Source organism: Candidatus Blochmannia sansabeanus (nom. nud.), from assembly GCF_059935345.1.
Map to the genome: position 1 here is coordinate 94,058 of NZ_CP011795.1, position 16,035 is coordinate 110,092.

General features: G+C 28.5%; 13 protein-coding genes. All 13 read left to right on the forward strand.

The annotated features are described in order from the left end of the window. Nucleotides 1–32: 32 nt before the first annotated feature. Complete coding sequence (gene miaA / locus Bsans602_RS00400) at nucleotides 33–941, forward strand: tRNA (adenosine(37)-N6)-dimethylallyltransferase MiaA (RefSeq protein WP_500837151.1); 909 nt, start codon at nucleotides 33–35, stop codon at nucleotides 939–941. A 95-nt stretch (nucleotides 942–1,036) separates the two neighbouring features. After that, a complete protein-coding gene (gene hfq / locus Bsans602_RS00405) occupies nucleotides 1,037–1,267 on the forward strand; it encodes an RNA chaperone Hfq (RefSeq protein WP_500837152.1) in 231 nt (76 codons plus the stop codon). Between the two features lie 170 nt (nucleotides 1,268–1,437). Further along, on the forward strand, nucleotides 1,438–2,724 hold the full coding sequence (hflX, locus tag Bsans602_RS00410; RefSeq protein WP_500837153.1) for a ribosome rescue GTPase HflX: 1,287 nt from the start codon (nucleotides 1,438–1,440) through the stop codon (nucleotides 2,722–2,724). A 57-nt stretch (nucleotides 2,725–2,781) separates the two neighbouring features. Next, on the forward strand, nucleotides 2,782–4,080 hold the full coding sequence (gene hflK, locus Bsans602_RS00415) for an FtsH protease activity modulator HflK (RefSeq protein WP_500837154.1): 1,299 nt from the start codon (nucleotides 2,782–2,784) through the stop codon (nucleotides 4,078–4,080). Beyond that, nucleotides 4,081–5,130: a protease modulator HflC gene (gene hflC / locus Bsans602_RS00420; protein WP_500837155.1), complete on the forward strand. Its 1,050-nt coding sequence runs from the start codon at nucleotides 4,081–4,083 to the stop codon at nucleotides 5,128–5,130. It abuts the gene before it with no gap. 101 nt (nucleotides 5,131–5,231) lie between these two features. Next, complete coding sequence (locus Bsans602_RS00425; RefSeq protein ID WP_500837156.1) at nucleotides 5,232–6,530, forward strand: adenylosuccinate synthase; 1,299 nt, start codon at nucleotides 5,232–5,234, stop codon at nucleotides 6,528–6,530. Between the two features lie 263 nt (nucleotides 6,531–6,793). Then, nucleotides 6,794–7,534, forward strand: a complete 741-nt coding sequence (rlmB, locus tag Bsans602_RS00430) for a 23S rRNA (guanosine(2251)-2'-O)-methyltransferase RlmB (protein WP_500837157.1) — start codon at nucleotides 6,794–6,796, stop codon at nucleotides 7,532–7,534. Nucleotides 7,535–7,749: 215 nt separating this feature from the next. Further along, a complete protein-coding gene (gene rpsF, locus Bsans602_RS00435) occupies nucleotides 7,750–8,103 on the forward strand; it encodes a 30S ribosomal protein S6 (protein ID WP_500837158.1) in 354 nt (117 codons plus the stop codon). A gap of 236 nt (nucleotides 8,104–8,339) precedes the next feature. Continuing rightward, on the forward strand, nucleotides 8,340–8,564 hold the full coding sequence (gene rpsR / locus Bsans602_RS00440; RefSeq protein WP_250236695.1) for a 30S ribosomal protein S18: 225 nt from the start codon (nucleotides 8,340–8,342) through the stop codon (nucleotides 8,562–8,564). 59 nt (nucleotides 8,565–8,623) lie between these two features. Next, complete coding sequence (gene rplI, locus Bsans602_RS00445; protein ID WP_500837159.1) at nucleotides 8,624–9,073, forward strand: 50S ribosomal protein L9; 450 nt, start codon at nucleotides 8,624–8,626, stop codon at nucleotides 9,071–9,073. A gap of 233 nt (nucleotides 9,074–9,306) precedes the next feature. Beyond that, a complete protein-coding gene (gene cysQ / locus Bsans602_RS00450; RefSeq protein ID WP_500837372.1) occupies nucleotides 9,307–10,065 on the forward strand; it encodes a 3'(2'),5'-bisphosphate nucleotidase CysQ in 759 nt (252 codons plus the stop codon). A gap of 553 nt (nucleotides 10,066–10,618) precedes the next feature. After that, entirely contained in the window at nucleotides 10,619–12,157 is a 1,539-nt protein-coding gene (locus Bsans602_RS00455) for an autotransporter assembly complex protein TamA (RefSeq protein WP_500837160.1), read from the forward strand. After that, complete coding sequence (gene tamB / locus Bsans602_RS00460) at nucleotides 12,154–16,005, forward strand: autotransporter assembly complex protein TamB (protein ID WP_500837161.1); 3,852 nt, start codon at nucleotides 12,154–12,156, stop codon at nucleotides 16,003–16,005. The genes Bsans602_RS00455 and tamB overlap by 4 nt, the downstream gene beginning before the upstream one ends. Nucleotides 16,006–16,035 lie beyond the last annotated feature (30 nt).

The window sequence follows — 16,035 nt, forward strand, 5'->3', positions numbered from 1 at the left end:
GTATTAAACGTCAACCATTAGTTATATTTTTAATGGGCCCTACAGCTTCTGGAAAAACAAGTGTAGCTATAGCTTTAAAAAAAAGAAACATAAAAATAGATATCATTAGCGTTGATTCAGCTTCGATATATCGTGATATGAATATTGGTACAGCCAAACCTGCTCCTGAAGAATTAAAGCTTGCTCCTCATAAATTGATAGATATTCGTGATCCAGTTGAATATTATTCAACAGCAGATTTTTGTCGCGATGCAAATAATGAAATAGAAAAAATTATAAAATCCGGACATACGCCTTTTTTAGTTGGTGGAACAATGTTATATTTTAAAACTTTACTGGAGGGTTTGTTTTTTTTACCAGCAACTGATCAAAAAATTCGTAACGATCTAGAATGTGAAGCACAAAAAATAGGATGGATAAATATGTATGATTTACTTAAATATGTTGATCCTATTGCTGCTAATAAAATTCATTTAAATGATCATAAAAGAATAATTAGAGCATTAGAAATTTTTTTTATCTCTGGCAAAACATGGACAGAGTTGAAATCACTTATTAGCTTCAAATTAAAATATCAAGTATACCAATTTGCTATTATTCCATCAAGTCGTGAAATTTTAAATAAACGAATTGAGCAACGGTTTTATAAAATGTTAGAGATTGGATTTGAAGATGAAGTTAGTCAATTATTTAATCGTGCTGATTTACATAGAAAAGAAGTAAAATCACCTATTTCTTGTGTTGGTTACCGCCAGATGTGGGAATATTTATCTGGTGAGATAAACTACAATCAGATGATAATTAAAGGAATTTGTGCTACTCGACAACTTGCAAAACGGCAACTAACGTGGTTACGTAAATGGTCAAACTTATGTTGGTTATGTAGCGACAATTTATCCGCTGCAGTTGATAGTATATCAAAAATATTAATAAAAAATTAATTTCATATGTGTGAAATTCTAAAAAATAGGTTTGAAATTATATAAATTTTTAGATTATTTAAAATGACAAAAACAAATTTTAAGGAAATCGAAAAATGAACAAAGGTCAATCATTACAGGATCCGTTTTTGAATGCCCTACGTCGAGAACGTATTCCAGTTTTTATTTATTTAATAAATGGCATTAAATTACAAGGAGAAATTGAATCTTTTGATAAATTTGTGATACTTTTAAGGAACACAGTTAATCAAATGATTTATAAACACGCTATATCTACTATTGTGCCTTCTCGTATCGTCCCATATCACATCAGTCGTCATAGTTAAAAACTTCTTTATAATCGTTTATTTTAGAGATTTTCATATTTTTTTTGCATATGATTGATTATATATATTAAACTTGATTATTACTGTGAAATATCATTTAGTGTAGTATACTGTAAGAAATTTGATTGATTAATTGTATATATTACATTTGTTTGGAGGAGTAGTTATTATTGTGTGATTTAAATTTTTTAAATAAACAAGCTGTATTAGTTCATACGATTTTTTCTAAAAAAAAAGAAAATGAAAATTTCAATTTAAAAGAATTTGTATCTTTAGCCTCTACAGCAAAAATACGAATTTTAAGTGTTCTTACTAGTCATTGTAAAACTTGTAATAGTAAATATTTTATTGGAACTGGAAAAGTATTAGAGCTTGAACAAATAGTTAAAAATAACCCTGTATCTATTATATTGTTCAATTGCATTTTATCCCCTCATCAAGAACGTAATCTTATGAATTTATTACAATGTAAAATAGTTGATAGAAATCAATTGATTCTTAATATTTTTGCGCAACGTGCGCGTACATATGAAGGTAAATTACAAGTAAAATTAGCCCAATTGCGTTATTTAAATTCTCGTTTAGTACATGAATGGAGTCATCTTGAACGTCAAAAAGGAGGTATTGGTTTACGGGGAGGGTCAGGGGAGATGCAATTAGAAAGTGATCGTCGTTTGTTACGTAAAGAGATTACTCAAGTCTTATTGCGTTTAAAAAAAATAGAAAATCAAAGAGAGCAAAATAGAAGACACCGGTTTAGAATTGGAGTACCTACTGTTTCTTTAGTAGGATATACAAATGCTGGAAAATCTACTCTATTTAATACGATGACTGCATCACATGTGTATACAGCAGAGAAATTGTTTACTACTCTCGATCCTACATGTAGACGCATTATGTATAGAGGAGGATCGAATATTATATTATCAGATACAGTAGGTTTTATTCAAAATTTACCACAAAGTTTGCTATCTTCTTTTAAGGCGACTTTACAAGAAACAATACAAGCAACATTATTATTACATGTTGTAGATGTTTCTAATGAAAGATTTGAAAAAAATATTAATACAGTACATTATATTTTAAACAGTATAAATATTAATAATACTCCAATACTTTTAGTGATGAATAAAATAGATCAATTAAAAAAATTAGCACCGCGTATTGACCGAGATCACGATAGCCGTCCAATACGAGTATGGATATCTGCTCAAGATAATTTGGGCATTTCTTTATTAATACAAGCCCTTAATGAATTATTATCAAACAATATGATTTCTCGTGAATTACGGATGCCTATAAACAATGATTTATGTCAAAAATTATATAGACTGCAAGTTGTGAAACAATATTGGGTTGAAGAGAATAATTATGTTAGATTAAAAATATATTTATCTTCTATAGATTGGTGTCGTTTGTTAAAAAATAATAAATTATTAATAGATTATATTATTTAATATTTTTAAATTAAAAAACAGTAATGTATATTACTCATCTAATATGTGAGGCAAAATATGATTTTTAGTGTTTTTCATAACCACAAATATATTCATGATCCATGGGAAGGTCGCGATAAAAATGATGTAAATAGTTCTTCTTCTAAAAATAAAAACAAATCTAAATTTAACATATTAGATCCAGATGAATGCTTAAATAAAATAAATGATAAATTAAATATATTTAGTAATAAAAATAAAGATATAAAAAAATTTTCTAAAAATAAAAATTTTTTAATAGTTTTAATATTGATTATTATTATTTTTGTATGGGTTTTTAGTGGTTTATATACTATTAAAGAGGCAGAACGTGGAGTAATTTTAAGATTTGGAAAATATCATCATTTAGTACAGCCAGGATTAAATTGGAAACCTACTTTTTTTGATGTTGTAATCCCAGTAAATGTAGAATCGGTGCGTGAATTAGCAGCATCTGGCATGATGCTAACTTCAGATGAAAATGTAGTTCGAGTAGAAATGAATGTGCAGTATCGTGTAACTGAGCCAAAAAATTATTTGTTTAATGTTATTGACGCCGATGACAGTTTGCGTCAAGCTACTGACAGCGCATTGCGCGGAGTTATTGGTAAATATAATATGGATCGTATTTTAACTGAAGGGCGTACAGTGGTGCGTAGTGATACTCGAAGAGTTTTAGAAAAAACGATATATCCCTACGATATGGGTATTACTTTATTGGATGTAAATTTTCAAACAGCTCGTCCACCAGAAGAAGTAAAAGCAGCGTTTGATGATGCTATTGCTGCTAGGGAAAATGAACAACAATATATTCGTGAAGCTGAAGCTTATGCTAATGAAGTACAACCACGTGCCAATGGACAAGCACAACGTATCTTGGAAGAAGGGCGTGCATATAAAGCACGCACTATTTTAGAAGCGCAAGGAGAAGTACAAAGATTTTCAAAAATTTTACCAGAATATAAAGCAGCCCCTGAAATTACTCGTGAGCGATTATATATAAATTCTATGGAACGTGTATTGAGTAATACTAGAAAAATATTCGTAAACTTAAAAAATACGCAGAATGTATTGTTATTGCCTTCAGGTCAAGTCAAAAAGATTAAAAATAATAATAGCAAAATTGAATATTCTGATAGCATTGATAACACTGATGATACTTTTAATTTAAATAAAATATGTGCTTCTAGTGATTCTAGTACCGATCATTCAAAATTAATATTAAAAAATAATCAACTGTCTCGTCATACCAACACTATAGATGAAGAAAAAGTTTTAGATCAAAGACAAGCTAATACACAACGTGTTAATATTATGCGTAAAGGGAGAGAGTCATAAATGATACGAAATATTTTTTCATTCGTTATATGTATAATAGTAGTGGTGTTATTTTTTTCTTTATTCATAATAGAAGAAGGGCATAAAGGTATTATATTACGTTTTGGTAAGGTATTACGTGATATGGATAATAATCCATTAATTTATAATCCTGGATTACATATAAAAATTCCATTTATTGAGACAATAAAAATTTTAGATTCACGTATTCAAACTATGGATAATCAAGCAGATCGTTTTGTTACTATGGAAAAAAAAGATTTAATTATTGATTCTTATATTAAATGGCGTATTAGTGATTTAAGTCGATATTATTTAGCAACAGGAGGGGGTGACATTGCTCAAGCAGAAGTGTTAATAAAACGAAAATTTTCTGATCGATTACGCTCAGAATTGGGAAGATTAAATGTACAAGGTATTGTAACAGATTCACGAAATAGATTAATGACTGATGTGCGCGCATCGTTAAATAATGGTACTTCAGGAGAAGAAACGCTGACTTCGTGTCCTGACAATATTAAAGATTTTAATTTTAGTTCAGAAAAATATGATATCTCAGCACAACAACCATATCGTGTTTCTAATGTAGTTCATCCAAACAGTATGGCTGCATTGGGTATTGAGATAGTGGATGTGCGTATTAAACAAATTAATTTACCAACAGAAGTATCTGATGCAATTTATCAGCGTATGCGAGCAGAACGTGATGCTGTTGCTAGACGTCATAGATCCCAAGGGAGAGAAGAGGCAGAAAAATTACGTGCTACGGCAGACTATGAGGTAACACGTACTTTAGCTGAAGCTAAGCGTCAGTCTTTAATTATTCGAGGAGAAGCTGATGCAGAGACTGCTAAACTGTATGCCACTACTTTTAATGAAGATCCGTCATTTTATGTGTTAATACGTACTTTACGTGCATATGAAAATAGTTTTAAGAAAAATAATAATGATCTCATGGTATTAAGCACAGAAACTGATTTTTTGCGTTTTATGCAATCGCCACAAATTTTACCGAGTATTAGCGATTCAAATCTTATGAGTAATAAATAAACACCTTATATCATATATTACAAACAAGCATTATTTGTTATATTTTATATATTTAATCTTTAGAGAAAATAATTATTTAAATTAATAGGTAACTTTAAGACATGGTGAGAAGCGTTGTTGTGTTAGGAGCTCAATGGGGCGATGAGGGTAAAGGAAAAATAGTTGATTTGTTAACTTCACAAGTTCAATACGTAGTACGTTATCAAGGGGGACACAATGCTGGTCATTCTATTGTAGCAGGACAGAAAAAAATTACTTTGCATTTAGTTCCTTCTGGTATTTTACATAACCATGTAACTACTATTATTGCTAGTGGAGTTGTAATATCACCAGTGTCTTTAATAAAAGAAATAGAAATGCTAAAAAAAGTAGGTATATCGACATGTAAACGTATATTTATTTCCGCATCTTGTCCTTTGGTATTGTCCTATCATGTAGCAATGGATTTGGCTAGAGAAAATTATCAAACTTCTAAAACTATTGGTACTACAGGGTGTGGTATTGGACCGGCTTATGAAGATAAAGTAGCGCGGCGTGCATTACGAGTGGGTGATTTATATAACATAGAAAATTTTAAAAACAAACTACAGGATATAATAAATTATTATAATTTTCAATTAGTTCATTATTATAAGATGAAACCTGTTAATTATCACGTGGTTCTAGATGAAGTAATACCAACATCTGATATATTAACTGATATGATTATTGATGTTCCCGAATTATTAGATGATGCCATCAAACGAGGAAATTCAGTTATATTTGAAGGAGCTCAGGGTAGTTTATTAGATGTTGATCATGGAACCTATCCTTATGTTACATCCAGTCATACTATTGCCGGGAGCGTAAGTGTTGGTGCAGGGATTGGACTTAGCCGCATTGATTATATTTTAGGTGTTGTAAAAGCGTACTCTACTCGTGTTGGTTCCGGTCCTTTTCCTACAGAACTATCGAATGATATAGGTAATTGGTTATACGTGAATGGAAATGAAATTGGTTCTACTACTGGACGTCGTCGTCGCACTGGTTGGTTTGATGCAGTAGCAGTACGATATTCTGTAAAAATTAATTCTTTTTTTTCGTGTTGTTTAACAAAACTTGATGTTTTGGATGGTTTAGAAGAAATAAAGATTTGTATCGCATATCGTAAGAAGAATGGGAAAGTAATATATAATTTTCCATCTTCTTTAGAAGAATTAGAACATGTAGAACCGATATATGAAATATTACCTGGATGGCAGAAAAGTACTGTAGGTATTACGGCCTTCCATAAACTTCCTGAAGAATCACAATCTTATGTCAAACGTATAGAAGAAATTATTGGAATTCCTATTAATATTATTTCTACTGGTTCAGAACGCTCAGCAATAATAGTATTATGCAATCCGTTTAATTCTTGATTAACAAAAGGAACTGATATTTTATTTTTAATAAAATAATTATCTGTTTGATGATATATATAACATCGTCTATTAATACATAGATAGGTACAATATTTAGATTTAGTGTTTAATTATACTTTGAACTAATTTTTCTAATTTTTGGATGTGGAAATAGAGTATAAAATAGAACTAAATAATGTTATCTTTACGTTCATGTGTTTAAGTGTTTAAAAAATTAGTTTAATATTACACATTAAAATAAATTTATTTTAGAAAATATAATGATTGAATTAGCATATGGCATACATGCTGTAAAGTCTATTTTAGATAATAATTCAAAACGGATTTTAGCTGTTTATATTACACAAAAATATAAAGATTTGCGTTTGCAATCGTTAATTAACCAAATCAAACAATGTAAAATTAGCATAAAAAAATGTGATCGTCAGCAGCTAGATATTAAAGCGCCAGGAGCATTGCATCAGGGTATTATTGCTGAAATAACTCAAAAATATTGTATGAAAGAAAATGATCTGCCCAATTTTTTAACACAATGCAAAACTACACCATTATTGGTGATATTAGATGGCATTACTGATCCACATAATTTGGGGGCATGTTTGCGATCTGCAGATGCAGCTGGAGCGCATATGGTTATTGCCCCTCGTAATCGATCAGCTCGTTTGAATGGGACAGTTAGAAAAGTAGCTAGTGGCTCTGTAGAGCATATACCTCTTATGCAAGTAACTAATTTAACTAGGACATTGCAATTACTTCAAAAGCATAATATTTGGATTATTGGTACTATCATGCAATCTAAACGTCTTATTTTTAATACTGAATTAATTAAACCATTAGCTTTTGTAATGGGTTCTGAAGGAAATGGTATTCGTCGTTTAACTCAAAAATATTGCGATGAATTAATTACTATCCCAATGGTAGGTGTTGCTACATCATTAAATGTCTCAGTAGCTACAGGAATATGTTTATTTGAGGCGTTAAGACAACGTGGGAAGTACTAAATAGTGATGATTAAATATATATAATATTTGGTTATATAATTATAATATGGATTATTATTATTTAATATGTATGGCATGAATCATAAGAATTAACATTTATTTAGAATTTTATTGCTATGAAAAGTTACATAGAAGAAAATATAAACGTCCTATTATTTTTTTAAGAATGTTACTAATTAAATAAAGAGGATATTCTAGAATGAAAGGAACGAAGTATGCGTTATTATGAAATAATCTTTATGATTAACCCTGATTGCAGTGAACAAATATCTAGTATTATTAATCATTATACAGAAATCATCATAAATTCTGAAGGGAAAATTCATCGTATTGAAAATTGGGGGCGTCGTCAATTAGCATATCCAATTAATAAGTTTAATAAAGCTTATTATATATTGTTAAATATAGAGGTGTCGCAAGATATTATGAAAGAACTAAATAATGCTTTTCGTTTTAATGATCTTATCATACGTAGTATGATCATACGAACTAAATGTGCAATATCCGATCCGTCTCCTATGATGAAAAGAAAAGAAGAAACCCAAGAGCGCTATGTTACTAATACATAGTAATAGTAAAGTATTAAAATATACGTATATTTTAATATAAAAATAAGTTAAATGTTTTATTTAAACACATTGTAGTGATTATATTTATTTAATTAAATATTTATGAATATTTAGTAATCAATAATAATTAAAACTATAGAAACATGTCACTATACAATTACATTAGATAAATATAAATATTATTATATTAATTTAGTTAAATGTCACAGTTTGTATCGTAAAATACGGAGTTAATTATGGGACGATTTGTGCGTCATCGTAAGTTTTGTAGATTTACAGCAGAAAAGTGTATTAATATTGATTATAAAGATCTTGTTACAATACAACATTCTATTATAGAAAGCGGGAAGATCATCCCGAGCAGAATTACTGGAACGAAAGCAAAATACCAAAGACAATTGGCTCGTGCCATCAAGAGAGCGCGTTATTTGTCTTTGTTACCATATACTGATCATCATTAATTAATTCAGAATGAATATAGATTAGTGTGATTTTGTTATTAAAAAAAAATGGTACAATAATGAAAATTATTTTAATTAATAATGTTGATAAACTTGGAAATATAGGATCAGAAATTACTGTAAAATCAGGTTATGCTCGTAATTTTTTAATACCAAAGTACAAAGCAATGCCAGCTACAAAAAATAATATCGCAATCTTTAAAGAAAAACAGCTTGAATTACAAAATAAAGCAATAGAAATGAGGACTCAGGCTGAGATGTGCGCGGAAACAATTAACAAATTAAAGAGTATTACTATTAAAGCTAAAGCAGGAGTTGAAGGAAAGTTATTTGGTTCTATAGGTTCTCGCGATATTGCTAATGCAGTTACAACAGCTTCTGGTTTTAAAGTTGTTAAATCTCAGATTAGATTGCCTAATCATAGTGTATTGAGAACTACTGGTACGTATAACATCAATATACATATTTATAATGATATTTTTGCTAAGATAAACGTTGTTATTAATTAAATTATAAAGAATCAGTGATTCATAAATGATGTAATAATTTTATTATATTTTTTAAAAGCATATAAATAAAAATTGTGTATATTTTATTTTAATTAATAATTACAGTATTTGTGATTATTTATAGCTGAATCCAGATTTTTCTATACATAGATTATTATTAATGTACTTTTTAATTTATGTTGTGACGTGTATAAAAGGTTATTAGGATATATATTATGATATTTCGTGATGGAATGATTGAAAAAATAAGTTGTATTGCTCGTACCGCTGGAGCAGAAATCATGAAGATTTACAATGGGAGTTTAAAGTTGGATTCGTACCAAAAGTTAGATCGATCTCCTGTAACTAATGCTGATTTACTCTCTCATAAAATCATCATGTATTCATTACGAAATTTGACACCTAAAATTCCAGTGTTATCTGAAGAGGATATTACTGAGTGGAAAGCATGCAGAGACGAAAGTTATTTTTGGTTAATAGATCCTTTAGATGGAACAAAAGAATTTTTATTAAGAAACGGTGCATTTACGATAAATATAGCATTTATAGAATACGGTCAACCTATCATGGGAGTAGTGTATGTTCCTGCATATAATATACTATATGCAGCAGACAATGGGCAGGTATGGAAGATTAATGATAATAAGGGAGAACGTATAAATATTGCGGTTCGTACATCCTGTTATCCAATGATAGTGATGAGTCGTAATGATGTTAATTATGATCAACATCATTTATATAGTTATTTAAAAAGATTTAAAAATTATAAAATTATCAACATTGGCTCATCATTTAAATTTTGTTTAATAGCAGAAGGTAGTGTACACTTTTATCCGAGATTTTCTTGTACTAAAATTTGGGATACAGCTGCTGGGCATGTTATAGCTAAAGCAGCTGGTGCTATAATTAATGATTGGGATGGAAATGCTTTACACTATAGAAACATAAATCGATCTTTTTTAAACCCAGGTTTTCAAGTAGAAGCGTATTAATTTTTTATTGTATGTTTTTATTTTTTTTATTATTTTTATAAGTTGATGCAGATATATGTGTGATCTCTATCGGTATTAAAATTTTAATTTTTAATATTATTTGGAAACATTACCACTGAAGTCTTAATTATTTATTAAGACACGTAGAATATTATATTTAATGTATTGATTATTAGATATCATTATATCTGATAGAAAAATAAATAAATATATATTTAATAAATATGAAGTAAAATAAGGTATTGCATAAGGGGAGTTTAGTAAAACTACTATATTCGTTAATATAATATTTTATTATTTCACTTAAAAATTTAATATATTCAAGGTCTTTAATGCATGTTCACGGAGCTTAAAAAGTATCTGGTGACCAGATCATGTTTAATAGTTTATTTTTTCATACCATTGATATGTAATAGTGACATTAATATAATAATAGAAGGGTTAGATAGTGAATTAAATTATAATGTACGTAAGAAATTATCTAACATTAATACTGACTGCAAGTATATAGATCTAGATTTAAAAAAAAATAGATAATGCGGTTAGGGCTGGGTTGCGTCCATTAGGTTATTATAATCCAACGTTGATTTTTTCTTCATTTAAATCTTGTAATAAACAATCTGATCTATTAGTTATTAAAATTGAACCGGGACCTCCAATTATAGTTACTGAGGTAAATATTGTTATATATGGAGATGGTAGAAAAGATTATGATTATCAACAAATAATAAAATATGGAAAATCTTTTGTTGGAACAAGATTAAAACATAGTGACTATGAACAATTTAAAAATAAACTTTATAATTTAGCTTTATTTAAAGGGTATTTTGATGCTACATTTCAGAGTAGTCAACTTATTGTGATACCCTCACTTTATAAGAGTATTTGGAATATAGATTTTTATAGTGGACAACGTTATTTTTTCGAAAAAATTAAATTTCATGGAAATCAGATTAAAGAAGATTACTTAAAAAATATATCTAATATACATTTAGGAGAATACTATAATGTTGCGTCTGTTATGGAACTAAATCGCCGACTCTTTTCTACTAATTGGTTTGAATCAGTATCGATCTCTTCGGATTATTCGCGTTGTCAGCAAAAAAAAAAAATAATATTAGATATTTTTTGTCATCCTTGTGCTCAAAATAGTTTTGAAACTGGATCTGGTTACAGTATAGAAACAGGCCCACGCACTAAAATAATTTGGAAAAAACCGTGGATTAATGCATATGGCCATAGTTTAGAAAATAATTTTAGTTTGTCTACATCAGAACAAGTTATTGATTTGAATTACAAGATTCCACTTTTTTGTAACCCATTGGAACAATATTATTTATTGCAGGGAGGGTTAATACATGAAGATATATATAATATTCGGTCTAGCATTATAACTATAAATATGGCTCGTTATTGGAATCGTCCCCACAAGTGGCAACGTGCAATTAATCTGCATTGGCATCTTAATCATTATACTACTAATTATATTACTAAAAATATAATGTTAATTTATCCAGGGATGAGCATACATCGTATTCGTAAGCGCGGTGAAATAATGCCGCATTGGGGAGATAGCCAGCGTTATTCGCTTAACATATCTAATAATTGTTGGAAATCAGATATTAATTTTGTTGCTGTGCAAGCTCAAAATATTTGGATTAGAACATTATTAAAAAAACATCGCATTCTAGTTCGTGGGAACTTAAGCTGGATAAATACTAATGATTTTTCATTTATTAATTCAATGTTACGTTTTTTTTCGAGTACAGATAGTGGTATTCGTGGATATAAATATTTAAATCCTTATAACAATTCTAAATGTTATACAGGAGTAGCTACTAAGCTACTCACTACTACATTTGAATATCAATATAATATGATTAGTAAATGGTGGGGAGTTATTTTTATGGATGTGGGAGAGATTACTAATAATATTAAATGGAATAATTTTAGATCTGGTATGGGTATTGGAGTACGCTGGCAATTGCCGGTAGGTCTTATAAAATTAGATCTAGCAACTCCAGTAATACACAAAGAGAAACTGAATCATCAGTTTTTATATTTATATGTTAATTTAGGATCAGATTTATGATTTTTATAAAGAAAATCTATTTGATTTTCTTATTATGGATATCCATAATATGTGGAGTTTTTATATTTTTGTTGGGTACTAATACTGGAACATATTTAACTCTTACAGGAATTGCCCACTGTATCCCTGGCTTAACATTTGATTCTGCTTCTGGTACTTGGGGTAATTTTAATGTAACTCATATAGTCTACAAAACGCCGATAGGTATAATTGATGCTGATCAATGTAATATTTTATTAAATCTAAAATATATATGGAATAAACAGATATATATAGATCATCTTCTTTTGAAAGATGTTTTCATAAATCTAAAAAAACCAGATACTAGCAATCAAGAAAATAAGAGATATAAAAAAATAAAAATAGAAAATATTTTTTCTTTTCCATTTCCATTTCCTATAACACTAAAAAAAGTAGTGTTGCACAATACTCATATTATTTCAAATAATATTATATTTAAATTAAAGACATTAGATACTGGATTAATATTTCAAGATAATTTATTAACAGTTTTACCTGTATGTATCAAAGGAGCAGTTTTTAATGTTTCTAATGTAAATATGTCAAACATAAAAACTAATATAATAGAGATGTATAATAAATATAATAACCAATGGAATATTAAATGTTTGTTTAAATCATTGTCCAGTAAACTATTAATGACATTGTCTTATTTTAATATTCCTAGAAATTTAATTTTAAAAGATATAGAAGGAGAGAATATTTATATTTTCGATAATTATCGTAATTATTGTACTATTAATTATTTTTATTTTTGGGCGTATTTGCATGATCAGACTGCAAATCTAAAATTACATATTAAATTACCATATGGATATTTTCATGCGATAGGAGATGTAATATTTAAGGAATATTACCCAATAAATATTACGGCCGATTATACTGTATATGATAGCTCCAACACTAATAACTCTTCTGATAAGATAAAAAATCAGAGCACAAATAAAATACAATTAATTCTTACTGGAGAATTGTATAAAGACATATGTCTTCGTTGTGATTTTTTAGGTATTGTTTCTACAGTACATGTATTATTAAAAATTAATATAATGCACTTTGGTATGCCTATAGGTATATCTGTAGTGGGCAGAAAAATACCGCTTTCTTTTTTAGGCATAGATGATTATCTGATAGAAGATATTAATTTATGTTTAAACGGTAAGATACAAAGTTATTATATTCAAGCAATATTGCAATTAAGTAGTACCAATCTTTCGGCAACACATATCGTCATGAATGCCCAAGGGAATACTAACAGTTGCACCATTTCTAAATTGAGAGCAACAATGTCAGATGGATATTTTAGTATGCAAGGAATTATTCATTGGACTAATATGATTAGTTGGAATAGTGTATTTTTATTAAATAAGATTAGTTTTTGTCAAAAGTGGTTTAAAGATCCGATTAAATTATCGGGTCATATCGCTACTCAAGGATGTGTACATTCTAATACTTGGAATATTAGAGTATCTGATTTAAATCTTAATGGAAGTATAAAAAATAATAATATCTCATGTACAGGTGCGTTATATAGTAACTCCTGTGGTGAATGGCAAATACCAGCATTATTAATAAAATGGGGAACTAATATATTAGAAATACAGGGAGACTTAAAAGAAGATTCTGTTCTAAATGCTACTTTTGTAGCACCAGATTGCAATATAATCGTGCCTAAACTAAGTGGAAGGGCATATGGAAAATTTAAGTTATACGGACCTGTTAAATGTCTTAGATTATTATCACATATTGATATATCTTCTTTGAATTGGAAGGATAAAAATATTAAAGTTAATAAGATAACAATAAATAGTGATATTTACCGTGATGATATTATGCAAAGTAAATTTTTTTTACAAGCAGATAAAATACGATGTGGATTTTTGTCATTACGTCAAATAATAATGCAAGGACAAGGCAATATTAAACAACATCATTTAAATTTAGTAGTCCGTGACGACAGGTTGTCTGGAGAAATAAAACTTTGCGGTAATTTGGATATTTTTAATAAAACTTGGCATAGCAGAGTTAGTAAAACAAGCATTATTACTCCGACAGGAACATGGAAATTAATGCAAGATATTGTGCTTACTTATCAACATTTAACACAAAAAATTATTTTTGATGCACATTACTGGGAAATTATTAATTATACAATTCCTATTTCTAATGTTTTAAAAACTAATATTTTAAATAAAATAAATGGTTTGCTTAAAAGTTTTAATATAGTTTCTTTAAAAATATTATTGCCAGAATTAATAAATATACATACTGTTCGTATATATTGCTCAAATTGTTATTGGATTGCAGGAGAACGATTGCCTAAGGGTACAATTTTATTTTCAGGAAGACACTGTAATGTTAAATCTTCCATAGAAGATATAGAAATAGATTCTATTAAAATAAATAAAGCTACTGTAAAAATTACATTAACACAAGCTACTGCATATTATGAGTGGTTCATAAATATTGGTAATTACGATCAAAATTATGGATCGTTAAAAATAACTGAGTTACGTAATACATCTAAAATAACGGGAAATATACAGATTAAAAATACCTCATTGCTTCCCTTTTGTCATTCATTGATTTCATTAAGAGAATCTATAAATGGATTGTTAAATTTGAATATTCATTTTTATGAACATGCACATCACTTAAAAATTTATGGTTCTGCTCAACTACAAAATTTTAATTTTAATCAGCCCGATACACCGTTTTTTGTCAGAAATGCTCAACTGTTTATAAGATTTTTTGGGGATCATGCTATATTAAATGGGACAATGAATACTGATAACGAAAGAAACATATTAAATTTAAATGGTGATATTGTTAATTTTGATTCTATTCACAATATGCGTGCATTTTTTAGAATATGGGGAAACCAAATTTATTTTTGTATATCTCCAAAAATAAAAATGAAAATGTCCCCTAATATTACTTGTACGATAACTTCAGAAAAAATTAATTTGCGAGGCAATATAGAAATTCCTTGGGCTTATATTGAAGTAAAAGAACGTTCAAGAAATGTAGTTAGAGCATCTTCAGAAGAAATTTTGTTAGACGATAATTTTAAACCTATTTTAGATAATTCTAAAAATTTATGTATTTCTATTTATTCTAACGTTACTGTGTCTCTTGGTAATGATGTGAATTTCGATGGATTAGGTTTACACACGAAATTGAGAGGTAATTTAAAAATTGGATATAATAGAAATAACTTACTTTTGACAGGGCATATTGATATGCCTTCTGGTTATTATCAAATATATGGCCAAAATTTAATAATAAAAAAGGGGCATCTACTATTTTCTGGATCAATAAATCAACCATATCTTGACATTGAAGCAATTTGTGGCCAGTCTAATATTAGTAGAAATAGAAACATAGTTAGTATACGAATTACTGGTATTCTTGATCAACTAAAACTAGAAGTTTTCTCTACTTCTTCATTATTTTCCTCACAAGAAATAGTATCTTATTTATTAGGTAAGAATAGAAATTTTATACTTTTTAATACGGATGCAAGTATAATAACATCTTTTTTAATTGGGGCTAGTGTTAAAAATAGTGAGCAGTTTATTAGCAAAATAGGAAAAATGTTCGGCGTGCAAGACTTGGCATTAAATACTCAAGATATCATTGGAACCACACCGTTCGTCTCAATCAGTGGATACATAGCTCCTGGTTTACAAATTAAATATGGAATAAGTATTTTTGATTTATTGACAACAATAACTGTACGTTATTGTTTATGTTCACAATTGTATTTAGAAGCTACGTCTGGAAACAATCTCGCACTTGATTTATTATATAAATTTGACTTTTAATAATTTTTTAAACCTACATATCGTCAATAT